The sequence below is a fragment of the Rossellomorea sp. RS05 genome, assembly GCF_039822645.1.
GTDB classification, from domain to species: Bacteria; Bacillota; Bacilli; order Bacillales; family Bacillaceae_B; genus Rossellomorea; species Rossellomorea marisflavi_B.
The window spans coordinates 314921-339660 of record NZ_JBDKWY010000003.1; the positions used below are offsets into that span (position 1 = coordinate 314921).

25 protein-coding genes and 2 riboswitches are annotated in these 24740 nt (G+C 49.1%); of the genes, 9 read left to right on the top strand and 16 right to left on the bottom strand.

Translation table 11 applies throughout. The annotated features are described in order from the left end of the window. Positions 1-252: 252 nt before the first annotated feature. Positions 253-1611, bottom strand: a complete 1359-nt coding sequence (locus ABJ225_RS11390) for a sigma-54 interaction domain-containing protein (protein ID WP_218247741.1) — start codon at positions 1609-1611, stop codon at positions 253-255. 152 nt (positions 1612-1763) lie between these two features. Between ABJ225_RS11390 and ABJ225_RS11395 the strand changes: the two genes are divergently transcribed. After that, positions 1764-2285: a cupin domain-containing protein gene (locus ABJ225_RS11395; protein WP_347320237.1), complete on the top strand. Its 522-nt coding sequence runs from the start codon at positions 1764-1766 to the stop codon at positions 2283-2285. 214 nt (positions 2286-2499) lie between these two features. Here the strand turns inward: ABJ225_RS11395 and ABJ225_RS11400 are convergent, their stop codons facing one another. The 3 genes from ABJ225_RS11400 to ABJ225_RS11410 form a co-directional block, all read right to left on the bottom strand. Next, complete coding sequence (locus ABJ225_RS11400) at positions 2500-3687, bottom strand: MDR family MFS transporter (protein WP_347320239.1); 1188 nt, start codon at positions 3685-3687, stop codon at positions 2500-2502. Positions 3688-3865: 178 nt separating this feature from the next. Next, positions 3866-4024 carry a glycogen biosynthesis protein GlgD gene (locus ABJ225_RS11405; protein ID WP_218247738.1) on the bottom strand — a complete coding sequence of 53 codons (159 nt, stop codon included), beginning with the start codon at positions 4022-4024 and terminating at the stop codon, positions 3866-3868. Continuing rightward, positions 4021-4314: a YtzC family protein gene (locus ABJ225_RS11410; RefSeq protein ID WP_347320241.1), complete on the bottom strand. Its 294-nt coding sequence runs from the start codon at positions 4312-4314 to the stop codon at positions 4021-4023. Before ABJ225_RS11410 ends, ABJ225_RS11405 begins: the two co-directional genes overlap by 4 nt. A gap of 177 nt (positions 4315-4491) precedes the next feature. Between ABJ225_RS11410 and mnmL the strand changes: the two genes are divergently transcribed. Together mnmL and mnmM are read left to right on the top strand one after the other, a co-directional pair. Continuing rightward, positions 4492-5457, top strand: coding sequence for a tRNA modification radical SAM protein MnmL/YtqA (mnmL, locus tag ABJ225_RS11415; protein ID WP_347320243.1), 966 nt, complete (start codon positions 4492-4494; stop codon positions 5455-5457). Then, complete coding sequence (gene mnmM, locus ABJ225_RS11420) at positions 5454-6026, top strand: tRNA 5-(aminomethyl)-2-thiouridylate-methyltransferase MnmM (protein WP_347320245.1); 573 nt, start codon at positions 5454-5456, stop codon at positions 6024-6026. Before mnmL ends, mnmM begins: the two co-directional genes overlap by 4 nt. 35 nt (positions 6027-6061) lie before the next feature. On the opposite strand, the gene ABJ225_RS11425 is transcribed toward mnmM, so the two are convergent. From ABJ225_RS11425 to ABJ225_RS11440, 4 genes are all read right to left on the bottom strand, one after another. Further along, positions 6062-7069, bottom strand: a complete 1008-nt coding sequence (locus ABJ225_RS11425) for an LLM class flavin-dependent oxidoreductase (RefSeq protein ID WP_347320247.1) — start codon at positions 7067-7069, stop codon at positions 6062-6064. Between the two features lie 108 nt (positions 7070-7177). Next, the gene (locus ABJ225_RS11430) at positions 7178-9547 is read right to left on the bottom strand and encodes an immune inhibitor A domain-containing protein (protein WP_481900621.1); all 2370 of its coding nucleotides are present in this window, start codon (positions 9545-9547) and stop codon (positions 7178-7180) included. 201 nt (positions 9548-9748) lie between these two features. Continuing rightward, entirely contained in the window at positions 9749-10822 is a 1074-nt protein-coding gene (locus ABJ225_RS11435) for a tetraprenyl-beta-curcumene synthase family protein (RefSeq protein ID WP_218247735.1), read from the bottom strand. Between the two features lie 24 nt (positions 10823-10846). Continuing rightward, a complete protein-coding gene (locus ABJ225_RS11440; protein WP_053426264.1) occupies positions 10847-11650 on the bottom strand; it encodes an alpha/beta fold hydrolase in 804 nt (267 codons plus the stop codon). An 86-nt stretch (positions 11651-11736) separates the two neighbouring features. Between ABJ225_RS11440 and ABJ225_RS11445 the strand changes: the two genes are divergently transcribed. After that, a complete protein-coding gene (locus tag ABJ225_RS11445; RefSeq protein WP_347320250.1) occupies positions 11737-12252 on the top strand; it encodes a gamma carbonic anhydrase in 516 nt (171 codons plus the stop codon). Positions 12253-12621: 369 nt separating this feature from the next. On the opposite strand, the gene metK is transcribed toward ABJ225_RS11445, so the two are convergent. After that, the gene (gene metK, locus ABJ225_RS11450; protein ID WP_048007384.1) at positions 12622-13821 is read right to left on the bottom strand and encodes a methionine adenosyltransferase; all 1200 of its coding nucleotides are present in this window, start codon (positions 13819-13821) and stop codon (positions 12622-12624) included. Positions 13822-14032: 211 nt separating this feature from the next. Further along, positions 14033-14168: riboswitch (SAM riboswitch) on the bottom strand. 289 nt (positions 14169-14457) lie between these two features. Here metK and pckA point away from each other — a divergent pair. Next, positions 14458-16044, top strand: coding sequence for a phosphoenolpyruvate carboxykinase (ATP) (pckA, locus tag ABJ225_RS11455; protein ID WP_347320252.1), 1587 nt, complete (start codon positions 14458-14460; stop codon positions 16042-16044). 88 nt (positions 16045-16132) lie between these two features. On the opposite strand, the gene ABJ225_RS11460 is transcribed toward pckA, so the two are convergent. Further along, entirely contained in the window at positions 16133-16282 is a 150-nt protein-coding gene (locus ABJ225_RS11460) for a lmo0937 family membrane protein (RefSeq protein ID WP_142128989.1), read from the bottom strand. 175 nt (positions 16283-16457) lie between these two features. Here ABJ225_RS11460 and ABJ225_RS11465 point away from each other — a divergent pair, with 175 nt between their 5' ends. From ABJ225_RS11465 to ABJ225_RS11475, 3 genes are all read left to right on the top strand, one after another. Further along, positions 16458-17312 (top strand): GRP family sugar transporter, encoded by an 855-nt coding sequence (locus ABJ225_RS11465; RefSeq protein ID WP_048007382.1) that lies wholly within the window; start codon positions 16458-16460, stop codon positions 17310-17312. A 22-nt stretch (positions 17313-17334) separates the two neighbouring features. Continuing rightward, the gene (locus ABJ225_RS11470) at positions 17335-18120 is read left to right on the top strand and encodes a glucose 1-dehydrogenase (RefSeq protein WP_048013494.1); all 786 of its coding nucleotides are present in this window, start codon (positions 17335-17337) and stop codon (positions 18118-18120) included. 308 nt (positions 18121-18428) lie between these two features. After that, a complete protein-coding gene (locus ABJ225_RS11475; RefSeq protein WP_079516658.1) occupies positions 18429-19217 on the top strand; it encodes a GNAT family N-acetyltransferase in 789 nt (262 codons plus the stop codon). Positions 19218-19551: 334 nt separating this feature from the next. On the opposite strand, the gene ABJ225_RS11480 is transcribed toward ABJ225_RS11475, so the two are convergent. The 3 genes from ABJ225_RS11480 to ABJ225_RS11490 all read right to left on the bottom strand — a co-directional run bounded on the left by ABJ225_RS11480 (position 19552) and on the right by ABJ225_RS11490 (position 21674). Further along, positions 19552-20106: a biotin transporter BioY gene (locus ABJ225_RS11480; RefSeq protein WP_218247731.1), complete on the bottom strand. Its 555-nt coding sequence runs from the start codon at positions 20104-20106 to the stop codon at positions 19552-19554. Between the two features lie 97 nt (positions 20107-20203). Next, a complete protein-coding gene (locus tag ABJ225_RS11485; RefSeq protein ID WP_218247730.1) occupies positions 20204-21130 on the bottom strand; it encodes an ABC transporter substrate-binding protein in 927 nt (308 codons plus the stop codon). Positions 21131-21134: 4 nt separating this feature from the next. Further along, complete coding sequence (locus ABJ225_RS11490) at positions 21135-21674, bottom strand: hypothetical protein (protein ID WP_218247729.1); 540 nt, start codon at positions 21672-21674, stop codon at positions 21135-21137. 132 nt (positions 21675-21806) lie between these two features. Then, a riboswitch (cobalamin riboswitch) is annotated at positions 21807-21988 on the bottom strand. A 128-nt stretch (positions 21989-22116) separates the two neighbouring features. On the opposite strand from ABJ225_RS11490, the gene ABJ225_RS11495 reads away from it, so the two are divergent. Then, on the top strand, positions 22117-22449 hold the full coding sequence (locus tag ABJ225_RS11495) for a hypothetical protein (RefSeq protein WP_347320255.1): 333 nt from the start codon (positions 22117-22119) through the stop codon (positions 22447-22449). 251 nt (positions 22450-22700) lie between these two features. On the opposite strand, the gene ABJ225_RS11500 is transcribed toward ABJ225_RS11495, so the two are convergent. From ABJ225_RS11500 to ABJ225_RS11510, 3 genes are all read right to left on the bottom strand, one after another. Next, entirely contained in the window at positions 22701-23513 is an 813-nt protein-coding gene (locus ABJ225_RS11500) for a YwqG family protein (protein ID WP_347320257.1), read from the bottom strand. Between the two features lie 86 nt (positions 23514-23599). After that, complete coding sequence (locus ABJ225_RS11505; protein ID WP_148986086.1) at positions 23600-23842, bottom strand: DUF2584 domain-containing protein; 243 nt, start codon at positions 23840-23842, stop codon at positions 23600-23602. Between the two features lie 3 nt (positions 23843-23845). Beyond that, on the bottom strand, positions 23846-24652 hold the full coding sequence (locus ABJ225_RS11510) for an alpha/beta hydrolase family protein (RefSeq protein ID WP_481900622.1): 807 nt from the start codon (positions 24650-24652) through the stop codon (positions 23846-23848). Between the last annotated feature and the right edge of the window lie 88 nt (positions 24653-24740).

Below are 24740 nucleotides of genomic sequence, written 5' to 3' on the forward strand. Positions count from 1 at the left end.
TTTCGGAAAATTAATTGGAGTCTTCTCTTTTTCGCGGTTCATTTTCCCGTTCTGTCACGTTTTAGACTTATTTTTAAAAAATCTAACATACGGATTCTTTTTGTCTATCGGTCTTTCCCTCTTCATCTAAAAAAAAATCTGTCCGGGATTCCGGACAGATTCTCCCTACTGCTTTTTCAGTATTCACAAATCTGCCACTTTCATCCTATTTCCAGAAATCCGGACAACATTCCGGCATTCCGGACACACGCTTCATTGGAGGTGATATTTGTTCAATTTTTCATACAGGCTTGATTTCCCCAATCCCAATACACGGGCAGCTTTCCGTTTGTCAGGATGGGTTCGGATCGTTTCTTCCAATATGGCACGTTCTGTTTCTTCCATCATTTCTTTTAATGATTTCGACCCTGGTTTGTACACATTCCCCACCTTCAAATATGAAGGAAGGGCATTGACTTTGATTTCGGTGCCAGAGGTGAGATAGGTAGCGGCATGGATCACATTTTCCAGTTCCCGCAGGTTCCCCGGCCAGCTGTGGGATTTGAAAATTTCCAGTACATCCCCTTCGAATCCACTGATCCGCTTCCCAGAGGATTTGATCGATTTTTCAAGAAAGAAGGAGGCAAGTCTTGAAAGATCCCCCTTCCGCTCTTTAAGAGAGGGGATATGAAAAGGGATTACATTGATCCGGTAATACAAGTCGCTGCGGAAGCACTTTTCTTCCATAAGCGTTTCAAGGGGGCGGTTCGTGGCGGCTATGATCCGGACGTCCACATGCTGGACCTTTGTGGAACCGACTGCCTCCACCTCCCCTTCCTGGAGGGCACGGAGCAATTTCACCTGCATATTCAAAGGCATGTCCCCAATTTCATCGAGGAAGAGGGTCCCCTTGTGGGCAAGCTGGAATTTCCCCTTCTTCCCTCCCTTTTTCGCTCCTGTGAATGCCCCTTCTTCATATCCGAACAGTTCTGATTCCAGAAGATGCTCCGGTATGGCTGCACAGTTGACTTTGATGAAAGGCTGTGAGCTCCGTTCACTGAGCTGATGGATACTGTGGGCAAAGAGCTCTTTACCCGTCCCGCTCTCTCCCCTGATCAAAATGGAAATATCGCTTGGGGCAATCATTTGGACTTTTTCTTTCAGCTCGAGCATCACTTCGGAATCACCGATGATGTCGTTCAGGGTATAGCGCACACCGCTGTTGATATCGTGGATATAGCTTTGGATCTTTGACATCATGTTCTTCACATGGGAACTCATCTGCATCCATTCACTCGTATCCCTGAATATGACCGATCCGAAAGCCCCGATCACCTGACCATCCACTACGATGGGAATCCGGTTGGCGATCATATAGTTCCCCCTGATATATTGAAGGTCGGCCACCTCTTCTTTGCCGCTGGCCGCTACGATATGCATGCGTGTATTTTCAATGATTTCCGTGACATGACTTCCTACGGCCCTTTCCCTTTCCACCTCGAGGAAACGGCAGTAGCTGTCGTTCATATAGATGATCGTCCCCCCCTCATCCACGACAACAAGCCACTCAAACGCGTTCTCGAGAATGATTTCGATCATCTCAACCGATACCGACTTCAACAATGAACTCATCAACCTTCCTCCAAACCCGAAATTTTCAGATAACTATATCCTAGCATACCATCTGCCGGTCAATGGGGAAATAATCCACACCACTTTTTGGAAAACGGTTTAAAGCCTTGATACGGAGGGAATCTCCTTAACAACGAATGGAGGAATGAAGGATGGAAATCGCCGAACTAAAGATCTTGTATTTTGAGGATGATGGAATCATCCCCAATAACCCGAATCTTCCGGTGTTATTATACAGAGATGCCTTATCCGGAGAAACGGACAGCCCCGAAACGGTGTTCGAACGGAATGGATGGTGCAACAGTTGGAGGAACGGAATATTTGATTACCACCATTTCCATAGCAATACCCATGAAGTGTTGGGGGTCATCGACGGGGAAGCCGAGGTCATAGTCGGGGGAGAGTTCGGGGAAACAGTACGTTTCCGAAAAGGTGACGTCCTCATCCTGCCTGCAGGCACCGGACATAAACGGATCTCGGCAAGTGATGATTTCAAGGTTGCAGGCGCCTATCCTGACGGAAGGGACTACAACACAAAAAAAGGAAGGGCTGATGACAGGACGAGCTCGCGCCTGGACATCATCTCGGTCCCCCTTCCATCCGGCGATCCCGTGTTTGGTGATACCGGCCCCCTGATCCGTCACTGGCGGATTGCAAGCGATCCATCCTTATGAAAAAGGTTGTTGCCTTTTTTTAGCGACCATGTTATTCTTATATAGCGATGAGTTGAATTGTGTAAGTCGGTAATCGCGTCCTTGTGACAACAGACGATGTGGCGTCTGGATTATCCGCCTCAATTTTTTTGCAAGTGGGCTTCCGTAGGATACGGGAGCCCTTTTAATTTGTTTTGAAACCAAAAGCGTACGATGCATGCATCGTACGCTTTTTTTAATGAGCTGAAATGGTTACCGGTTCTTTTCTCTTCAATGGACGATCATAGATGCTGGATAAGATCATGGCCGCGATATAAAAGGCGATCAGGATGACAAAGAGGATCTGCATACTGAACATATCGACCATCAATCCGCCGATAAGGGGACCGATCATCCGGCCGCCTGTTGCCGTGCTGTTGACGATGCCCTGATAAAACCCTTCCCGCCCTTTAGGCGCAAGGGAATTGGCAATGGTCGGAACGGCCGGCCAGATGAGCATCTCCCCGACGGTCAGGATGATCATGGCCGCCACGAACCACATGAATTGATCGGCAAAAGCCGCAACGGCGAATGACAGCATGAAGATGACCGTCCCGATCATGATCTGGATCTTCAAATTATTCTCGAACCGTTTGATGACCCGGGACAACAAGGGTTGAGCAAGGACGATCAGCGCCCCGTTAATCGTCCACAGGAAGCTGTACTGCTTGAGGGAAATGTTGATTTCCTGGGTATAGCTCGCAATCGTGGACTGCCACTGCACATATCCGACCCAACATAAGAGATACGCTCCGCAAATAAGCAGGAGCGCCGTCAGTTTCGAACGGTCGCGTATCGGCCTGGATTCCTGAATGACCGACGTATGTCCCGAAACCTGGGCGGAGATCTTCTTATAGCCGAACAGGGCGATCAGGAAGAATACAATATACATCAAGAAGTTCGCGAGGAAGATATAATTGAATGAGAACGATGCAACTAGGCCGCCAAGTGACGCCCCGACGGCGACCCCGATGTTCTGGGCCACGTAAACGGCATTGAATGCTTTCCTTCCCCCGGCCGGCCATACGGACCCTGCCATGGCATACATGGACGGGAACACGATCCCCGATCCGAAGCCTACGATGGTCAGGAACACGACATATTGAGGCCATCCGTGCCAGAGATTCATTCCTCCAAGTGCTGTAAGGGTGATGAGGATCCCCAAAAGGATGGACCTGTACCCGCCCATTTTATCAAAAAGAAACCCACCGATCAGATTCCCGGCAACGCTTGCCCCTGCGTTGAGCATGAGGACGATGCCTGCCATGGATAATGTCTTCCCAAGGTGATCATGTAGGTAGATGGTATTCAAAGGCCATAAGAAGGAAGAACCGGTAACGTTCACCATCATTCCGATGATGAGGAGCCATAAAGATCTTGGCATTTTTTCCTCTTCCTTTCTAACACAATTTCAATTCCCTAGAGGATTTTACTCCTTTTCGTTGAAAGGGGCAAGAACTATTTACCGGCTTCAAACCTGTTATGTAATGCTGCTTCGATGCGGTGATTCAAGAGCTTGAACAAAAAATGCCAGCCCTGGGATCCAGGGCTGGCCCGTGTTGCTATTTGTCATTATGATGGTTGCTCCGAACGGGTTGACTCCTGTGCTCATTCTGCTTTTTCACGGTTTCAACAGGATTGTACTCTTTCCCGAACTCGGTATCGATCGGTTTATTCCGGCCACTCTGTTCCGGGTTGTGTTGATCGGATCGTTTCTTCAATGAAGGGTCCCCCCTACCATTGAAGGATCATGCTCAAGGAGGATCATTTCATTCTGAAGATGCTGCACCTGAAGCCGCATCCTGTGAAGCTGTTCACGCTGCTGGGCATTGGCGCTTTGTGACAGCTGTGCAAGGTCATTGACCGATTCCTCAATCTTTAGCATGGCCTGCGTATAATCACTGTCACTGTAATGTTCCTGTCCGAGACCGGCCTGGTACTGCTTCTGACCTTCGCGGATGGCGTCTTCACACTTCTGGATACACTCGTCGATTGATTGCCTCGTTGCCATCTGAACATCCCCCTGCCTATTTAGTGCTTTCGGGAAGTACTTCCCATCCCTTAGTGTGAGCCTGCTCACCCATTTCAAAAGTGGTAAACTTCGCCTTTTGGTTCCCTGAGGATTCATTCTCCCCCTCTTTCATGTTAAAATCTCTATGATGAACCACCGAAATCAACGAATCAGGAGGTGTTTGCCATCGAGACAAACCCATTTCCATATGCAGCAGACCAAAAACGCTACCACACCTGGAATTATCATCTGCGCGGACACTTCGGCCATAAAGTGTTCAAAGTAGCACTGGATGGAGGATTCGACTGTCCGAACCGTGACGGTACCGCCGCATTTGGTGGATGCACCTTTTGCAGCGCAGCAGGGTCTGGTGACTTTGCAGGCAACAGGGCCGAATCATTAGAAAAACAATTTCATGATATCAAGGATAAAATGCATAAAAAATGGAAGGACGGCAAATACCTTGCCTATTTCCAAGCTTTCACCAATACCCACGCCCCCGTCGAGGTACTACGGGAACGCTATGAATCCGTGCTGAAGCAGGACGGGGTCATCGGCCTGTCCATCGCCACACGCCCGGATTGTCTTCCAGATGACGTGGTGGAGTATCTGGCTGAATTGAACGAAAGAACGTATCTATGGGTGGAGCTCGGGCTTCAGACGGTCCATGAAAAGACGGCAGCCCTGATCAATCGTGCCCATGATTATGAATGCTACAAAGAAGGTGTCAGGAAGTTAAGGAAGCACGGGATCCGGGTTTGTTCCCATATCATCAACGGCCTTCCACTGGAAACAGACGAGATGATGCTTGAGACCGCTGCCGAAGTGGCAAAACTCGATGTACAGGGGATCAAAATCCATCTTCTGCATCTTCTGAAAGGCACACCGATGGTGAAACAATACGAAAAAGGACTTCTTGAGTTCCTTGATTTTGATCGATACATACAATTGGTTTGTGATCAGCTCGAGATCATCCCTCCCGAAATGGTGGTGCACAGGATCACCGGAGATGGTCCCATCGATCTTATGGTGGGCCCGATGTGGAGCGTGAATAAATGGAGCGTCCTGAACGCCATCGATGATGAAATGAAGCGCCGCGAGAGCTGGCAGGGAAAATATTACAAAGTGGATGTGACAACATGAAATTAGACAGAATTCTACCATTTGCAAGGCAGCTTCTTGAGCGTGCCGTAAGCCCCGGGGATGTCGTGATCGACGCCACGCTAGGGAATGGGCACGATACGCTGTTCCTCGCCAGGCTCGTAGGAGAAAATGGCAGGGTCTACGGCTTTGACATCCAGGAAGAAGCCATCGAGAATACGAAAGAGCAGCTTGATACCCACGAATTGGCGCCTCGGGTCACCCTGTTCCATCAGGGCCATGAGACCGTAATGAATGTGATTCCTCCCGTCCATTACGGGAAAGTGACAGGGGCCATCTTCAATCTCGGTTACCTGCCGGGGGGAGATAAGGAGATCGTGACCCGTCCTAAGACGACGATCCTCGCCCTCAATCAGATCCTTGAAATGATGGCGCCGGAAGGCATCCTCGTCCTTGTGATCTATCACGGACACCCGGAAGGCGCGGTGGAGAGGGATTATATCCTCCGCTATGTGGAGAAGCTCGACCAGAATTATGTCCACGTCCTCCGCTATCAGTTCATGAATCAGCTCAACCATCCGCCATTCATCGTGGCCCTGGAAAAAAGATAAGCAAAAAGGGACGGCCCGCTGGCCGTCCCTTTTTGTTATGCGTCCATCAATGCATTGGCAATCAATTTGAATGATTTCAGCTTATCGTTGAAATCATACGTGATGCTCACGAGCATGACTTCGTCTGTTTGATACTGTTCGCTCAAGGCGAGGATTTTATTTTTCACGGTTTCGGGGCTTCCGACAACCATCCGCTTCCGATTCTCCTTGATCCGGAGAAGTTCGAACGGACTGTAGTGGTACTGGGCCGCTTTCTCGGGACTCGGGGTTCCGTTCGAGCGCATCCCCTGTTCGATCATGAGGATAGAAAGATCGATGCTCGAGGCGATCCTTTCAGCTTCTTCATCCGTTTCGCCACAGATCGCAAAGACAGCGACAATATTCTTTGGCTGATCAAGATAAGGGCTTGGCACGAAGTTGTTGCGGTAAGCAGCGGTGTATTGCGGACCTCCTTCGCCATTGATGAACTGGGCGAACGTGTACGGTAGTCCTTTTTGAGCGGCCAACATGGCGCTCGATGGACTCGATCCGAGCAGCCACACTTCAGGCATCGTAGCGATCTGAGGAGCAGCCGTCAGTCCCTGGTATGGGTGGGATGCCGGCAGGTTATCCGTCATATATCCGAGAAGATCGTCGATTTGCTCAGGATAGCGGTCGACGTCCCTCGGTTTCCCGTCGTGAAGGGCCATCGTGGCCATGGGCATACCGCCAGGGGCCCTTCCGAGACCGAGATCGATCCGTTCAGGGTTCAGCCCCTCGAGCAATCGGAAGTTTTCTGCCACTTTGTACGAGCTGTAGTGGGGAAGCATGACTCCGCCTGAGCCTACTTTGATCCTCTTTGTATTCTGGGCAAGATGGGCGATCAATACTTCCGGTGAAGAACCGGCGAGACTGGTGGAATCATGGTGTTCAGATACCCAGAAACGCTCATAGCCCAATCGATCGGCATGCTGTGCGAGTTTTACTGTATTTTGAAGAGCCTCTTGGGGGCTCATTCCTTCTGCGATCGGTGATTGATCGAGAATGCTTAATTTAATGGCCAATACTTACATCTCCTTTGTGTGATGTGAGTATTATTATCAATTTCATAATGAAAAATGTCCACTAACATGCTTAAAGGGTGACCGCCGGTCGGCGGTCACCCTTCAAGATTAATGTTTTGATACTTCGATGCGCCCTACGGACTTGTCTTTACTTTGACCCGTCACTTTTACTTTCAGGCCATATTCAGGAACATTTCGTCCTGCATCCGGCATCGCTTTGTTCGAGTAGTCTTTCCTGTCATAGAACTCAGGATTTTTCTTCGTATCCTTATCCTCAAGCGTCAACCCGAGAAGGTCGCGGTAATCGATGAACATTTTCTTGGCATTATCCATGCTGAATGCTGCATCATGGATTTGGTAGCGGGTGGAAGCAACGGAACCATCGCTCCATTTAAGCGGTTTTTGATCCGCATCGACCACTCCAAGATAGCCATCACCAGGGTGGATACCAGTCCAGTTGTCGTCATAGGATTCATCTGCGTACCAGATCACAAGACCCGGATCATATGACATGAGGCTGTTCCCACGCTTGATGTGAGCTAGTCCTTCATCGACTCCCTGATGGTTTCTCCACTCAAGAAGGTAGTAATGCTCTGATTTTTTGACACCCGTATCCTTCGCGAATCCTTCAAGCTTCACTTTCGGTGTGCCCTCTGCATCATCGAAGAATACTTGTTTCCCATCTGCCGTCACCTTGATATCATCTACATATAAACCAGGGTACACGGCTGCTACATCCGTCCAGTAGTTAATCTTCACTTTTACGTTTTTCCCTTTATAGGCACTCAGGTCAAACTTGGCATCGATCCAGCCATCGGATTTTCCGGTGATCCCGTTGCCAGGGTTTTGGTTGTTCGGGTCGACATCCGTCGTGATATTACCAGGGATGGTTGTCCATTGCTTCCCGTCCTCGCTCACTTGAACGGATCCATAATCCCAATCCGACTCGATGTCATACCATGCTTTGAAGGAGAATTCTGCGCTGGATGCGGATGAAAGATTAACATCGACGACTGCGGAGTTATCAAGATCATTTCCACTGCCGCTGAAGTAGCTGTATTTTCCGCTGAACGGCTTGTTGACCGGTGTTTCTTTATCCGGCAACGTGATCTTCAATGCATCTGCATTCGTGCCCTTCGTATTGGCCTGGTCAAGATAGAATTCTGCACCTTTTTTGTTCAGCTCATCGAGACTAATCTCATCGTACTTCAGCCAGTTGCCGCCATGAGCAGCCTGGAGGAATTCCTTGGACCATGCACTGAATCCGGTCGGCTCTGTACCAGGTACCTTCCCTGCCCAGCTTCCGCTTGCCATGATCGACCAGTAAGCTACTGCTTCACCTGTTCCTGTATACTGGGTATCATATTCATCCGGAAGTCCGAGGTCATGCCCATACTCATGGGCGAACACCCCTGCTGCTCCGTCTGCCGGCTGAATCGTGTAGTCATACGCAGCCATGTTGCCATTCCAGTATGGAACGTCCGTTTCCGTTCCTTTGATTGGGAAGACAGAGCCGAGGTTCCAACGGTGGGACCAGATGGCGTCTTCTCCAAGACTTCCACCGCCTGCTTCTTCACCGACAGCAGAGTGTACGACCATAAGGTGATCGACAAGGCCATCCGGCTCACGGGTATTTCCATTTCCATTCAGATCATAACGGTCTTCTTGATCAAACTCACTAAGATCCACATCTGGATCTGCCGCAACAGCTTCAAGTGCTTCCTTGACGAGTTCCCTCGGCCTTGCGTCACTGCCATTCGCTCCGTTGCCCCCGTAGTAAGCAGCCGGATGCTTCGCCATGTACCACTTCGTCACTTTTCCATCGACCGTGTAGGCACCATTCGTTTGTTGCTCATAGAATTGCTTCATGGAAACCAGATTTTCTCCATTCGGCCCTTTGTATCCTTTATCGCCGAATACCATGTCTTCATAGTGCTTCTGCACATAATCGTCATAGTACATATCCGTTTCATCTTCCTGAATCGAGTTGTGAGGGAAATCAGGGAACTCCATCAAAACAACAAGCACCTTATCTTCCCTTACATCTCCGTCATAGTCTTCTTCCTGGACAGGATCGAGGTTTCGATGTTTCTTTTTGTTATTATGACCCTTCCCTTTCTTTTTGTTCTGGGTGATCTTTTTCTCGAGCTTCTCTTTCTCTTCCTTCAGCTCTCCATCATCTTCAAGCTCCTTCAAGCCATCGGATTTTTCCTTCAGGAACTTCTGCAATCCTTTTTCAGCTTCAGAAGCTGAAGCATTCTTTGAAATATCCCCTTTTTCCTTGAGCATCTCAATCAATTTCTCTTCATTTGCGATAGCTAGGTCAAACGGTCCTTCCCCATGATTATGTACCTTCTTCTCCACCGGGTCCTTCAGGACGTTCACCGGCGTGGCATCATGAGCGGAAGCTGGGACGGCAAATAAACCGGCACTGAGCGCTGCGGCCATGGCAACAGACATGATCTTTCTAGACTTCAATTTCCATTCCCCCTAAAGTTTCTAGTAAATACTTTCTCTACCAAATATACTCCTTTTTTCTGAAAAGTAAATATTTTCAGAATTAAAACAGTCATATTGTCCCAGTATCCGCTTTCTTACCTGAAACCTTAGAACCTTAATTATTCCATTTTTTTCATAAAACAAAAAAGAAAACCTCGAGCAATGTCGAGGTTTTGGGATTTAAGATGTCTTTTTCCGGCTTCTCCATTTTCGATACATTTTACCGTTGAAATAGAAGAATTTTGTAATCCAGCCTGATTCATTGATGAATTCTTTTGAAAAATGATGAACGTTCCGCTGCTTCCTGGCTTTATCATCTGACAGATAGACGCCGATCAGCCCTTTATTGATCAATCGGTGGAAATGGGCGTGTGGGAGTCCTTCCGTATGCTCATCCGCTTTACGGAGGAAGTGTAGGAGCCGCTCCTTCATGTGCTCTTCATTTTCATAATAAAAGCAGAAGTTGAGGTCTCCCCCTTCCCTGTCTTCTTCCTGATCGATGAAATAATCGAGGAGGATATGTAGTCCCTGTATATAAGGGAAGTAGCCGCTCTTGATTTTATCCGTATAGGACGGATGGAAATCTTCCCGATTTGCATATGAGACGAGGCAGAAAATTCCCAGGGTCGATCCGGAGCAAGCAGAGAATTCATACCAGTCCATGTCAGGAAGGTTCTCCCTGTGGGACTCGAACCAGCCCTGCAGTCGTCCGACACGCTCTTCCTGTTTCACATGCTTATGTATCTGCAGATCGCAGTAGTAATCACAAAGCTGGGCGAGCTCGGCTTTGATCGCTTCATAATTCCGGAGATCTTTCAGGACACCCTGGCACGTCCTGACCAGTGCTTCGAGGTATCCGCCGTCATCCTGGTCTTCCCTGAGGGCATAATAGTTCACGGGTTCGGCACCGACATCAAGGGAATCCCTCATGGACTGGTGAAGGAGGGCAAAATCATCCGGATCAAGGGAGACGCTCCGATCACACAGATTGTCGAGGTAATCGCTGATCGTTTGATAGGCCACGATGAAACGGATCGTCTCTACTTTCTTATCAAGGGAAAGGAGGGACATGATGCCACCGCCCTCACAGTGAAACGTCTTATGTTCAATGCTTGAGAGGGCCTGTCGCCTCAATTCTTCATTCGGGATCGCTTCGGCCTTCATTTTCCACTGATCAAGTTCGTGATGAACGTGTGGAAAAACATTTCGATATACTTTTGTCATTAATGAAAATGGATCGCTTGGTATGGACACGCTTATCACCTCTTCCTTACTTCATTACACAATATAACCCAATGTTTTCAGCCGGCTTTCAATGAAAGATTTGGAGTACTCGAAGATTTCCTCCCTCTCCGGCTCATTGTAAAGTTCATGATAACATTTTGCCCATTCTTTATAATGCATTTCGGACAAGGAAAGTTCTGTAAACCATTTTTTCACTGCCCGTTTATCTACAATCTGGTCATCCCCCGCCTGCATGACAAGCAACGGATAGTCAGGCATTTTATCAAGCTCCTGGTGAGCATGCTTCATCGCATTGATCAATTCCCGGTACCACCGGACAGAGACTTTCGTGATATAGAGGGAATCGTTGCTGTCGATCTCCCGGACTTCAGCGTTCCTGGTCGCCATATTGATAGATAATCCCGATGGGAATTTAACCGATGGGGCAACTTTATTGAGGCCATATGAAAGCAGGTCCACCGACTTGTTCGGATAATTCATCAATCCGAGGCAGGGCGAGGAGAGGATGACCCCTGCAAGATTCACATGCGATTCCTGGAGCAGACGCACGGCGACAAGTCCACCCATGCTGTGACCGATCACGAATACAGGGAGCTCGAACTGATAGGCTGCCTGTATCCAATCCTTCACTTCGATGAGGTACTCTTCGAATGATTCGATATGGCCCCTCATGCTCCTCGAGGTCATACCCTGGCCGGGCAGGTCCCCCATGACGACATGATATCCTGCCGAGCGCCACATTTCAATGAGCCAACCATAACGGCCGTGATGCTCCATTGCTCCGTGAATGATGACGATGACTGCCTTTGCTTCTTGATCCGTTTCCCATTTCCACATGGCGAATCCTCCTTTAAAGATGGTAATTCCGAAAAATTCTGCTACCATTTATTATAGTAAATATTTCTGAAAGGGGTTAGTATAAAGTGCTCTATCCATATTATAATAAAAAACCGCTCATTGCAGAGTCTGCATATATTGCAGATTATGTGACAATCTCCGGGGATGTCGAGATCGGGGAAGAATCGAGCGTCTGGTTCAATTCCGTCATCCGCGGGGATGTCGCCCCGACCAAGATCGGGAAAAAGGTCAATATCCAGGATAACTCCGTGCTTCACCAAAGTCCGAACACCCCCCTGATCATCGAGGATGAAGTCACCGTAGGTCACGCGGTCATCCTGCACAGCTGCAAAATCCGAAAAAAGGCGTTGATCGGCATGGGGTCGATCATCCTTGATAATGCCGAGATCGGTGAAGGCGCCTTCATCGGTGCCGGGAGCCTGGTCCCTCAAGGGAAAGTCATCCCTCCCAACACCCTTGCATTCGGCAGACCCGCCAAGGTGGTCAGGGAGTTGAATGAAGACGATATCATGGACATGGAGCGGATCTCAAGGGAGTATGCGGAAAAAGCACAGCATTATAAAGCCGCCAAGCCCCTCTAGTCACTTATACTTGGGATACCCCAACTTGATGGAGATTACTCGGATTGTTTGTAAGGACCCGGAATAAAAAGAGGTTAGTGAGAAAACGAAAAAGGGACCATAACATGACGAACACGATCCGTATAGGTTCTTCATATCGCTCATGACTTCCGTGGAAGACGTCGCTTTCTTCGCATAATCCGAAAGCCTTCCCGGCAAGCCTGCGGGGTGCCATTCTTCCAGCAATCACCCGCTGGAAATAATAAAGTCGTCATGGTCTTGGACCAAATTAAAAACCCGGACTGATTTGCCATATCACAGGCAAATCGGTCCGGGTTTTTCTATGACTGAAACACGAATGTTACAGCCTTATTTAGTTCATAAGGATAATCAAGCAAGCGCTTCTGCTTTAAGAGCGTCTGCTTTGTCTGTACGCTCCCAAGGAAGATCAAGGTCATTACGTCCGAAGTGACCGTAAGCAGCCGTCTGTTTGTAGATCGGGCGACGAAGATCAAGCATCTTGATGATGCCTGCCGGGCGAAGATCGAAATTATTGCGGACAACGTCCACCAATACATCTTCGGATACTTGTCCGGTTCCGAATGTGTCGACAGAGATCGATACGGGTTGTGCAACACCGATGGCGTAAGCAAGTTGAACTTCACACTTCTCGGCAAGTCCTGCAGCCACGATGTTTTTGGCAACGTAACGTGCAGCATAGGCCGCAGAGCGGTCAACCTTGGTAGCATCCTTACCAGAGAATGCACCACCGCCGTGACGGGCGTATCCACCATACGTATCAACGATGATCTTACGGCCTGTCAGACCGGCATCTCCTTGAGGTCCACCGATAACGAAGCGACCAGTCGGGTTGATGAAGTATTTTGTGTTTTCGTCGATCAATTCTTTTGGAACGACCGGATCAATCACATATTCCTTCAGATTGCGCTGGATTTGCTCAAGCGTCACTTCAGGGTGATGCTGCGTAGAGATAACAATCGTGTCGATGCGGACAGGCTTGTCGTTCTCATCGTACTCAACCGTCACTTGCGTTTTACCATCCGGACGAAGGTAAGGAAGGATTTCTTCTTTACGTACTTCAGTCAGGCGACGGGAGATCTTATGAGAAAGGGAGATCGGAAGAGGCATAAGCTCCTTCGTTTCATTGCAGGCGAATCCGAACATGAGACCTTGGTCACCGGCACCGATGGCGTCGATCTCTTCTTCGCTCATTTGTCCTTCACGGGCTTCAAGGGCCTGATCCACCCCTTGAGCGATATCAGCCGATTGCTCATCGATTGATGTGAGGACGGCACATGTTTCAGCATCAAAACCGTATTTTGCACGCGTATATCCAATTTCACGGATGGTTTCGCGGACGATTTTCGGGATATCGACATACGTATTGGTTGTGATTTCACCGGCAACAAGAACGAGACCAGTAGTAACGGATGTTTCACAAGCTACACGCGCATTGGGATCATTCGTAAGAATAGCATCAAGAATTGAATCAGAGATTTGGTCACAAATTTTATCTGGATGTCCTTCCGTTACGGACTCAGATGTAAACAGACGACGTTTAGTTGACATCAAGGTTCCTCCTTAAACACATTTGCCGGTGGCTTCCGGCGAATTTAGCGAAGCAGATACGGTACTCATTTCCCTAAGTAGTATGAAGTAAACACAGCGGCCCCGCTGCCGGGATCGGACCCGGGGATTGCCATGTAGCAGGTCAAATAAAAAACCCTCCCTCTGGAAAGCATGCAGAGGAAAGGGTTGAACTTTTAGCCGCGCCTTTTCTCTCTTATCGTTCAAGGTTTGCACCTTGCCTCAGTTTAGCACCTTCGCTTTTGGGAAAATCGTTCTGTTTCCCTCTATTTCATAGCAGGTTGCTGGGTTTCATAGGGTCTGCTCCCTCCACCAGCTCAGGATAAGAGTATCCGTTCAAGGTACAATAATAACGGTTCAACGGCGGAGTGTCAACACTTTCTCCCTGCTAGGTTTAACCATCCCCTCCCCCTTTTCCATTAAGACATCACAATCACCCAAATAGTTAACGTTAATCCGATATTTCGCATATAAATAGGATTATACGAGCATGAAACTAGGATATTTTAATTCTTTTTCAAAAAAAAAGATTATATAGTATAGACTAATATCTTCAATGTGTTATACTAATCATCGAGAAGCAAACTTACTTAAAATTCACATAAAGGAAGGGTTCGAATGAATACTGTGAGCAAATCAAATGGGTTGACGCAATTACTGAACGGCGAGAACATACACCATCAATTATCCGTCCCACAGCTGGTGGAAAAGATCCTTCAGCGAAACGAAGGGATCCTGACCTCATCCGGAGCCGTCAGGGCCAAAACAGGAAAATATACAGGACGCTCACCTCAGGATAAATTCATTGTTGAAGAAGCCTCCTCAAAAGATAAAATCGAATGGGGCAAGGTCAATCAGCCGATCTCGGAAGAATCCTTCGACCGATTGTATGGAAAGGTCCTTGATTACCTTCAACAAAAAGAAGAACTGTTCGTGTTCAACGGGTATGCGGGAGCCGACCGTAAGCACCGCCTTCCAATCCAGGTGATCAATGAGCTTGCGTGGCATAATCTGTTCGCTCATCAGCTCTTCATCCGTCCCGAAGACGGGGAGCTGAGCGGTCACGAACCGGAATTCACGATTGTCTCTGCCCCTCATTTCAAGGCAGATCCTGCTGTAGATGGGACCCATTCTGAAACATTCATCATCGTTTCGTTCGAGAAACGAATCGTCCTTATCGGCGGCACGGAGTATGCGGGTGAAATGAAGAAGTCGATCTTCTCCGTCATGAACTACGTTCTCCCTGAGTCGGATATCCTTTCCATGCACTGCTCTGCCAATGTCGGCCTCGAAGGCGATGTCGCCCTCTTCTTCGGACTGTCAGGTACAGGCAAAACGACCCTTTCTGCCGATCCCAACCGCAGGCTCATCGGTGATGACGAGCATGGCTGGTCACCGAACGGCGTATTCAATATCGAGGGCGGCTGCTATGCAAAATGCATCGGCCTGACCCGCGAAAAAGAGCCTCAGATCTTCGATGCGATCCGCTTCGGTTCCGTACTGGAGAATGTTGCAGTCGATGAAGATACCCGTGCGTCTGATTATGAGGACGCTTCCATGACGGAAAACACGCGTGCCGCCTATCCGCTTCAGGCGATGGAGAACATCGTTGATCCTAGTGTTGCCGGGCACCCGAACACCATCGTGTTCCTTACAGCAGATGCATTCGGTGTGCTTCCTCCGATCAGCAAGCTCACGAAAGAGCAGGCCATGTACCACTTCTTGAGCGGTTACACGTCCAAGCTTGCCGGCACAGAACGCGGCATCACGTCCCCTGAAGCAACCTTCTCTACCTGCTTCGGGTCACCGTTCCTCCCGCTTCCTGCCATCCGCTACGCAGAGATGCTCGGCAAGAAAATCGATGAACATAACGCCCAGGTATACCTCGTGAACACCGGATGGACCGGCGGGGAATATGGCGTCGGCAGCCGGATGAAGCTGTCTTACACGCGCTCCATGGTCCAAGCGGCACTTGAAGGGGAGCTCACCCACGTGGAGACGAAGACCGATGAAATCTTCGGGCTGCATATCCCCCATCATGTCCCTGGCGTGCCGGATGACGTGCTCCAGCCGAAAAAAACCTGGATGAATGAAGATGCGTACGAGTCAAAAGCGAAAGAACTGGCCTACAAATTCAATGAGAACTTCAAAAAGTTCATCATGATGACAGGCGAGATCGAAGCAAAGGGCGGACCCCTCGTCTGACCTGGACATAAATAAAAGAGCCGGCACTCCTTAACAAGGAATGCCGGCTCTTTTATTTATGTAGGGACTCCGACACACCGAATCCCCTCTACAGTCCTTTCTTACGCCCTGTAATGCGGTTGAAGATGAACACGACGATGGCAATCACGAGCAATACGTGAATCACCGCGCCCCCAATTTTGAAAATAAGACCAAGAAGCCATAAAATCAATAAAATACCGATAATCGTCCAAATCATGATGTGCTGCACCTCCTTGTTTACTCTTACGATTCCCCAAGGCTGGATTTTTAAAACCTCCCCCCTCATTCTTTTTCGCCGTCACATGAAAATTGAATACATACAATCAATTCCTCTGGCAAAACCTATCCACAGAAGAAATCAGACTACTGCAACCATGAAAGAGAGGCTTCTTATGGATATCTTTTTAGCCATACTCCCTGCAATATTCTGGGGTAGCATCGTGTTATTCAATGTAAAACTGGGAGGCGGGCCCTACAGCCAGGTGCTTGGGACCACGATTGGGGCGCTTATCCTCTCCTTTGGCATCTATCTCTTCATCCAGCCAGAACTGAATTCGACCATCATCATCGTCGGAATCGTGTCAGGTTTATTCTGGACGGTCGGACAGGTGAACCAATTAAAAACGTTCCAATATATCGGCGTAAGTAAGACGATGCCGATTTCCACCGGCATGCAGCTCGTTTCCACCGCACTGTTCGGCGTCATCGTCTTTCATGAATGGTCCACCACAACCACCGTCATCCTCGGTGTGATCGCCCTGATCTGTATCGTCGTCGGGATCGTCTTCACCTCATATGAAGAGAAAAAAGGGAATGAAGAAGAATCGGGCAACTTCAAGAAAGCCATCCTCACCCTCATCGTATCGACGATCGGTTATCTGATCTATGTCGTTGTGGCAAGACTCTTCCACGTCGATGGCTGGGTGGCCCTGTTCCCTCAGGCGATCGGGATGTTCATCAGTGCCGTGATCCTGACGTTCAGACATAAGCCATTCAATAAATACGCCATCCGAAATATCATCCCCGGTCTCATCTGGGCATTGGGAAATATGTTCCTCTTCATCTCCCAGCCACGGGTCGGAGTAGCGACGAGTTTCTCCCTTTCCCAAATGGGAATCGTCATCTCCACATTGGGGGGAATCTTCATCCTCGGTGAGAGGAAAACGAAAAAACAGCTTGTCCTGATCTCATTCGGGATCATTTTGATCATCATCGGAGGCGTCCTGTTGGGGATTGCCAAACAATAATGTCATTTGAGGAGGAAACAACATGTACAACGATTTAAAGGATAAAGTAGTCGTCATCACGGGGGGATCCACCGGACTCGGACGCTCCATGGCTGTAAGATTCGGCCAGGAGAAAGCCAAGGTCGTCATCAACTACTTCAAGGATGAAAAAGAAGCACTGGATGCGAAAAAAGAAGTCGAACAGGCTGGCGGACAAGCAGAAATCGTTCAAGGGGATGTCACGGTCGAAGCCGATGTCATCAACCTCATACAGGCCGCCATCAAAAAATTCGGGACACTGGACATCATGATTAACAACGCAGGAGTCGAAAATCCCGTCCCATCACACGAAATGACCCTCGACAACTGGAATAAAGTCGTCAACACGAACCTGACCGGAGCCTTCCTCGGCTGCCGGGAGGCCCTCAAGTACTTCGTTGAAAATGGGATCAAAGGAAACATCATTAACATGTCGAGCGTCCACGAAGTCATTCCATGGCCCCTATTCGTCCATTATGCGGCGAGTAAAGGCGGCATCAAGCTCATGACCGAAACACTCGCCCTCGAGTATGCTCCGAAAGGGATAAGGGTCAATAACATCGGCCCCGGTGCCATGAACACACCGATCAACGCAGAGAAATTTTCCGATCCAGCTCAGCGTGCCGATGTGGAAAGCATGATACCAATGGGGTATATCGGTAAACCTGAAGAAGTCGCATCTGTTGCGGCCTTCCTCGCTTCCTCGGAAGCAAGCTACGTGACCGGCATCACCCTCTTCTGTGATGGCGGAATGACCAAATATCCTTCCTTCCAGGCAGGTAGGGGATAAGTAATAAGGCTGGAACTCCATGTTTTAGTCATAGTAAAACCCGAATGCATTTGCCATGGTAAGGCGAATGCATTCGGGTATTTTATTGTTTCCAGCGGTAAAGACTTCCCACAGGAAGAGTCGCTGATGTTGAGACGCCACAGGCGTGCCGAGGAGGCTCACGTGCTACCCGCGGAAAGCGTAGTCTTGCACGGAGATCATGAGCGGTATAAAGAAGTGGTATCTTATTATTTTTTTGAATTTTCCCTTTACTCTCCTCCCTTCTCTTGATATGATTACAAGAAAAAATTTACAGGGAGAGACCAAACATGATCAGACAGCTGACCACCGAAGACGACTCTATCTGTCAGGACCTTATCACCCAGGCGCCTGCAGAAAATCTATTTATCATCGGGGATATCGAAGCCTTCGGGTACGACCAGGATTTCCAGAAGGTTTGGGGGGATTTCACCGATGAAGGAGTATTGCGCGGTGTACTCCTGAGATACCGGGAAAACTACATACCATATGCACCTGGCGAGTATGATGCAGAAGGATTTGCCTCCATCATTAATAAAGATGAGGAGTTCCTCTATATTTCAGGACTGAAAGAGATCGTTTTGAAGCTTGACCCTTTCATTTCCCGGGAGACGAAGCAGAAAAGGCATCTTCACTATGCCAAGTGCACCCAAGGGGAATCACTCGATCAAAGTGACCTGTCCATGGTGAAAGAAGCGGGAATCGAAGACATCCCCGCCCTTGTCGAACTCCTTCTCACCGTTCCAGAATTCGAGCACTCCAATATCTCAGTGGAAAGCAAGGAGCACAGCATGAAAGCCGGTGCTGCCAGGAGCTATTACATTGAAGGGGACGGTCGTTTGGCTGCCTCCGCTTCCACTACCGCAGAGAACTCGAAATCGGCCATGATTGTCGGGGTCTGCACCCATGCCGATTACAAGAAGAGAGGCTACGCGAGTAAGTGCATGTCCAAGCTTGTGGGGGATCTTCTCAGGGAAGGAAAGGAGCTCTGCCTCTTCTATGATAACCCGGATGCAGGCAAGATCTATAAACGAATCGGATTTCATGACATCGGCTACTGGTCGATGTTCAGCTATTAAAAAGAGGCTGAGACGAACATGTTTTAGTCATAGTAAAACCCGAATCACTTGCCTACGATAAAGCAAATGATTCGGGTTTTACATTCGTTTAATGAATATTCAAATTACATCGTTTCCAGCGGTTGATCGGAGTGCAAGACGAAGACTCCTGCGGGAAGAGTAGCTGATGTGAGACCCCGCAGGCGTGCCGAGGAGGCTCACGGGCTACCCGCGGAAAGCGAAGTCTTGCACGGAGATCATGAGCGGTATTAAGATCCTATACTGATCGTGTTCGGCATTAAAGGGGCCTTTTTTAGATTTGTGCCAATCTCTTTCCTTTATTGTTCGAAAGTCTTCAGGCGACTGCCGGCTTGATCAACCTGGCCTGCACCAAGCGATTGCGTACGACGATCCCAAGCCAACTGGCAAGGGCCGCCTTGATCACTCCTCCTACCAGGAACGGATAGACCCCTGCTGCCATCGCCTGGCTCCACCCAAGGTCTGCCACGAACTTCAACTGGATCGTCCCGAGAATCAGGGTCACGACCATCCCGACCAGATTGGCTACCATGGCCATGGGCAGGTTGAAAGAAGTTTTCTCCAGAATCAATCCTGTCACATAAGCCGCCGCGATGAAACCGAAGATGTACCCTCCCGTCGGCCCGACCAGGACATGGGCACCTCCGCTCATCCCTGCAAACACAGGGAGTCCGGCTGCCCCGATGGCTGTGTATCCGATGAGGGCAAACGCCCCGTAGCGGCTCCCAAGAATCGTCGCCGTCAATCCCACTGCCAACGTCTGCCCACTGATGGGCACGAGGGGCAGGGGAATCTCCATCTGCGCAAAGATTCCAGTGATCGCCGCAAACACCCCGCACTGAATAATCATTCTCAACCTGTCTCGATCCATTTACATGCACCCCTTAAAATATGTAAACTTAATTATATTATTAGTTTACATATCAAAAGCAAGTTTGAAAAGGCTTTCTTTTACACGATTATCAATTCTAGAAAAGGTCCGGATAAACAGCCTTGGCTGTGATTTCGACTGCCTCACCGATCCTCGGGCCCGGTCGGGACATGACATCGGAATCAAGATAGATGACCCGGTCACCCTTCACCGCATCGATGGTGTCCCAGCCGGTCCTGGATTTGATTTCATCTACTGGATTTTCCACATAGTTCACTGTAGTCAGGATGGTTGCCGGGTTCCGTTTGATGATTTCTTCTTCCCCGAGCTTCGGCCAGCCCTCCTGATCGGCAAATACATTATCCACACCAGCAGCCTGGAGAATCTCCTGTTGGAAGGTCGCGCTACCGGCCGTATAGATCTCAGGAGCTGGACTGATTTCAAAATAGACCTTTTCTTTTTCGTCAAGGGACTTGACCTTTTCGCCGACATCGGAGATTTGCTTCTTCATTCCTTCAATCACTTCGTTCCCCTTTTTTTGAGCCCCCATCACCTTTGCCACCTGTTCGATATCGCCGTAAACGTCGTCAAAGGTTTGAGCAGACTGGATGACGAAGACGGGAATGCCCGCATCCTCAAGCTGCTTGACTCCTGCTTCATCACCTGTTGTATAGGCAATCACCACGTCCGGATCCAGGGAAATCACTTTTTCCGTATTCACTGTCATAGAATCGGAGATGACCTCGAGATCCTCCACTTCCTTCGGATAATGATCGAATTCTGTCACCCCGACCACCTTATCCCCTGCTCCGACGGCATACAGGATCTCTGTATTGCTCGGCTGCAGGGAAACGACGGTCTCCGGTACCTTTTTGAATGTGACTTCTTCTCCCCGGTCATCCTTGACGCTATAGGCAGTAGACTTTTCTTCTTTTTTTGTTGATGCTGTTTCTTCCCCGGCTCCACATCCTGATAGAATGAGACCGATGCTGATGAACAATCCGATCCATGCTTGTTTTTTCATTTCACTATTCTCCCTTGCCTGATTTTGATCGTCCATAGGACTTGCTGATAAAAGGGATTTCTTTTACCCCTTCACCTTTATTCACATACACGGCCATGACGAACAGGACATTTGCCATCAGGTGCGCATATTTGAACAGCAGATTGTCCACTTTCTGTTCGAGGCTTACCTTATGTAGGGCCCTGACCGATTTCTTCGCTTCGCTCCTGCACGTATGAAGGACCGTCGCCGCGTAGCATCCCTGGGGAAGCAGGAACGTTCTGATTTCCTCTTCCACTTCGTTCACGTACGTGTCATACAGGTCGCTCAATCGCTGCAGATCCTGGAGGGAGATAGCCATCTCCCCCCGCACCGAACCATTCAGGTGATACGCCATCTCACAAAGATAAAGCAGATCTTCACGGACTCTCCCCTCTGTCAATGAAGAGGCCTGACCGATCCTCGTTGCCAGGGAATCCGTCCTGATTTCAAAGTCGACCGTCGACTGGGATTCCCTCATATACGGATAACAGATGTACCTGAAATCCTTTTTTCCCACGTTCATCCTCCCTTTCTTCTCTTTTAGTGAATCACCGATCGTAGCGGAAACGGGCATAAAAAAACCAGCCAAACGGCCGGCAATCATCATCAAAAAAGATGCATCAAGCCGCACCATCCCCTTAACTTCCGAAGAGCATAATACGATGGAAATCAGGCAGGTATCCTGGCTTGTGCATCCTCCTACTTCAAGGCACTTCCCGTTCATTGTTGAACAGTGGGTTTTCCCTTGGTTCGTCAGCACTTACAGTTGCGGAAACAGCTCCGGTTTTTCACCGGATTCCCTTTATGCGCGAGCGCACCTGATTTCTGCGAAGGTCTATTCACTTAAGGACCATTATACCATGTGAGCCCCCTTGGGGTGTTTCTATTTTTTCAGATCCCTCTCATGAACCCGTCCGGTTCTGAATAGGAATGAAAAGGACAAACAAACAAGAAGGGATGATGGCATGAAATGGTTGATCCCAATGAGCTTCGTTTTCCTGCTGCTGGCAGGCTGCGGAAGTGAAGAAAAGAGCTACGAGTTGTGTGGATACGGGGATATGCTGGTGTTGAACGGGAAAGGATATGTGCTGCTGCCTGTGAAGAAGACGCTCACCCTAGACGGGAAAGCAGGGGTGATCAAGGAGAAGATCGGGGATGAGTTCCACCCTGAAAAAGACTATACGGCGAATCACCTGAAGAAGGGAACGGATCTTTATTATGTGAAGGACCACAGCAACTACCTCATTGCCAAGACTTCTGATGAACGATACCTCCTCTACGAAGAGATTGAAAAATGAAGAACTCGATTAGTGTTTCTTATACCGCTTATGATTTCCGTGCAAGACTTCGCTTTCCGCGGGTAGCCCGTGAGCCTCATCGGCAGGCCTGCGGGGTCTCACATTAGCTACTCTCCCGCAGGAGTCTACATCTTGCACTCCAATCAACCACTGGAACCAATAAAATTCTTTTGTTCCAAAAAAGTTAAAAACCCGAATTCAATCGCCTGATCGTAGGCAAATGAATTCGGGTTTTCCTGTGCCGGCTCGTATTATGAACAATCCCAGTTATAGACCACATTGCCGAATTGTTTCTTCTTAAGATCTTCTTTTTTTATGAAGAAGTTGGCAATGCCGCAGTCGCCCCACATCATGTCCACTTCATCATCCGAGTCGATCTGAAGCAGCAGGAGTGCATGGTCTTGATCTTCATACTGACGCGGATCCTCCTGTGTGAAGCCCGGATATCCTCCGATCTTATGTCCGAAACCGCTCTGGGTTTCATAGAATTCATCCATGAGGGCGTCTGCCTCTTCACCATCATCGGTCATGGATTCAAACAGATCCCAGCTTTCCTTCCCGAACACCTTCTCGAAGCGGTAGTCGCCGGCGCTGATTGTTTCACTGGTCAATTCCGCCAGGACGGCACCTTCCTTCGTGGCAGGGAAATACACGTCATCGGGGATTTTCACGAAAGAAAAATCGGATATCAGCTCTTCTTTCGGCAGGAACGGCTCTTCTATAAATCTGATGCGGAAATCCTTTTGGTCCTGCTTCTGATCGATGTTCATTCCGTACAGATCATCATGTACCGAAATGAATATCTGCAGGAGTCCTGATTCGGGATAATCTTCGAGCTTCGGGAGCTGACCGAAATTGATCTGGGCCAACAGTTTCATCGGGTGCCCCTCCCCGTCCACAGGATACTCATCCGCCTTCGGGAAATATGGATCCCCGGCAATCTTACTATCATAAGGGCCGGTTTTCCCTTCTTTTATATGCAGATGGACAGACGGAATCTCCGTTCCATCAAGTGCTGTTCGGTAAGGGGCCAGCTTCGCTTGCAGGTTGACCGATTGTGCCACATTCATCTCCTCCTTGGAAAAAAAGCATCTTTTTCCCATCATACAGAAAGGATTCCTGTCTGTCATTGATGAACCTGCCGGCTACTTCAGTTTGTTGAGTTCAAAGAAAGCAGCCGGTACGTAATCGATGTTTCCCCGTCTTTCCAACGGAGTTCTTCGATTCGGCCGATGGCGTTCGGCTCGCTGTGTTTAGTCACCCTTACTTCAATGGGAATCTCCATCGGGTAGAGGCGGTACCCCTCTTTCACAAGCGTGAAGAGATTCTCTTCTTCTCTAATTTCGTTATTCTTCGTTACGATCATGGTGTTCAGTTCCATCGGCATGCCCATCGGTCATTCCCCCTCTTGTTTTTTCATCCACTCACACATTCCTGCAACGATTTCCTGATTCTTACGTGGCGGGAAATAATGCGTGTAGGCTTGATAATACTGTGTCTCAACGGTTTTCCCCATTTCCCTCAGCCCCGCTTCAAGGCGGTGCGCATGTTCGATGGAGACGTTCTGATCCTGTTCACCGTGAATGATCAGGACCGGTGCTTTCAGGCGATCAAGCTGGAAGAGCGGTGTCCTCCACTCATAACGCTCGGGTACTTTCTTCGGGGTCCCGCCGATGACGCGTTTCATCATGCGGCGCAGATCGACCCGCTCTTCGTATGTAAGGAACATGTCCGTTACTCCTCCCCAGGAGACGACGGAAGCAACATCAGACTGTTCGATGGCCGTCAGAAGGGCCATTACCCCGCCGCGGGAGAATCCGAACACATGGACCCCTCCTGTCACCCGAGGATGATCCCGCAGAAGTTCCACTCCAGATACGGCATCCTCGCGATCATCACCGGCAAAGTCCTCGCTTCCCTCTCCACCGAGGTTCCCCCGGTAATAAGGGGCAAAGACGATGAAGCCGTGGGAAGCAAACTGGCCGATCCTCGCTGGCCTCACTTTCCCCACTCCCTTGATTCCTCCCCTTAAGTACAGGAAGCCGGGGTACCCGCTGCCATTCGCTGGCTCCGCAAGCATCCCCTTCACCTTCAATCCGCCAGACATATACGTCAGCTCGTACATCCTGATCGAAGGATTCGGGGAAGGGAATTCATATTTTTGTATAATCGTCCCGTTTTTCATCATCTCTTCCTTTCCCATGGGTATTCACACATATTTTACCCCAAACATACAATGGTTTAGCAAATGAAAACCGTGCGTGACAGGTAAATTGTCGGTCATGCAGTAA

Bases quoted from the DNA above. Each gene is read 5' to 3' on its own strand.
- ABJ225_RS11510 (WP_481900622.1), bottom strand. From the start codon at position 24,652: ATGGGAAAGGAAGAGATGATGAAAAACGGGACGATTATACAAAAATAT.
- ABJ225_RS11465 (WP_048007382.1), top strand. From the start codon at position 16,458: ATGGATATCTTTTTAGCCATACTCCCTGCAATATTCTGGGGTAGCATC.
- ABJ225_RS11490 (WP_218247729.1), bottom strand. From the start codon at position 21,674: ATGAACGTGGGAAAAAAGGATTTCAGGTACATCTGTTATCCGTATATG.
- ABJ225_RS11480 (WP_218247731.1), bottom strand. From the start codon at position 20,106: ATGGATCGAGACAGGTTGAGAATGATTATTCAGTGCGGGGTGTTTGCG.
- ABJ225_RS11440 (WP_053426264.1), bottom strand. From the start codon at position 11,650: ATGTGGAAATGGGAAACGGATCAAGAAGCAAAGGCAGTCATCGTCATC.
- ABJ225_RS11460 (WP_142128989.1), bottom strand. From the start codon at position 16,282: ATGATTTGGACGATTATCGGTATTTTATTGATTTTATGGCTTCTTGGT.
- ABJ225_RS11470 (WP_048013494.1), top strand. From the start codon at position 17,335: ATGTACAACGATTTAAAGGATAAAGTAGTCGTCATCACGGGGGGATCC.
- metK (WP_048007384.1), bottom strand. From the start codon at position 13,821: ATGTCAACTAAACGTCGTCTGTTTACATCTGAGTCCGTAACGGAAGGA.
- ABJ225_RS11395 (WP_347320237.1), top strand. From the start codon at position 1,764: ATGGAAATCGCCGAACTAAAGATCTTGTATTTTGAGGATGATGGAATC.
- ABJ225_RS11400 (WP_347320239.1), bottom strand. From the start codon at position 3,687: ATGCCAAGATCTTTATGGCTCCTCATCATCGGAATGATGGTGAACGTT.
- ABJ225_RS11495 (WP_347320255.1), top strand. From the start codon at position 22,117: ATGAAATGGTTGATCCCAATGAGCTTCGTTTTCCTGCTGCTGGCAGGC.
- ABJ225_RS11410 (WP_347320241.1), bottom strand. From the start codon at position 4,314: ATGGCAACGAGGCAATCAATCGACGAGTGTATCCAGAAGTGTGAAGAC.
- ABJ225_RS11475 (WP_079516658.1), top strand. From the start codon at position 18,429: ATGATCAGACAGCTGACCACCGAAGACGACTCTATCTGTCAGGACCTT.
- pckA (WP_347320252.1), top strand. From the start codon at position 14,458: ATGAATACTGTGAGCAAATCAAATGGGTTGACGCAATTACTGAACGGC.
- ABJ225_RS11485 (WP_218247730.1), bottom strand. From the start codon at position 21,130: ATGAAAAAACAAGCATGGATCGGATTGTTCATCAGCATCGGTCTCATT.
- ABJ225_RS11390 (WP_218247741.1), bottom strand. From the start codon at position 1,611: ATGAGTTCATTGTTGAAGTCGGTATCGGTTGAGATGATCGAAATCATT.
- ABJ225_RS11505 (WP_148986086.1), bottom strand. From the start codon at position 23,842: ATGGGCATGCCGATGGAACTGAACACCATGATCGTAACGAAGAATAAC.
- mnmM (WP_347320245.1), top strand. From the start codon at position 5,454: ATGAAATTAGACAGAATTCTACCATTTGCAAGGCAGCTTCTTGAGCGT.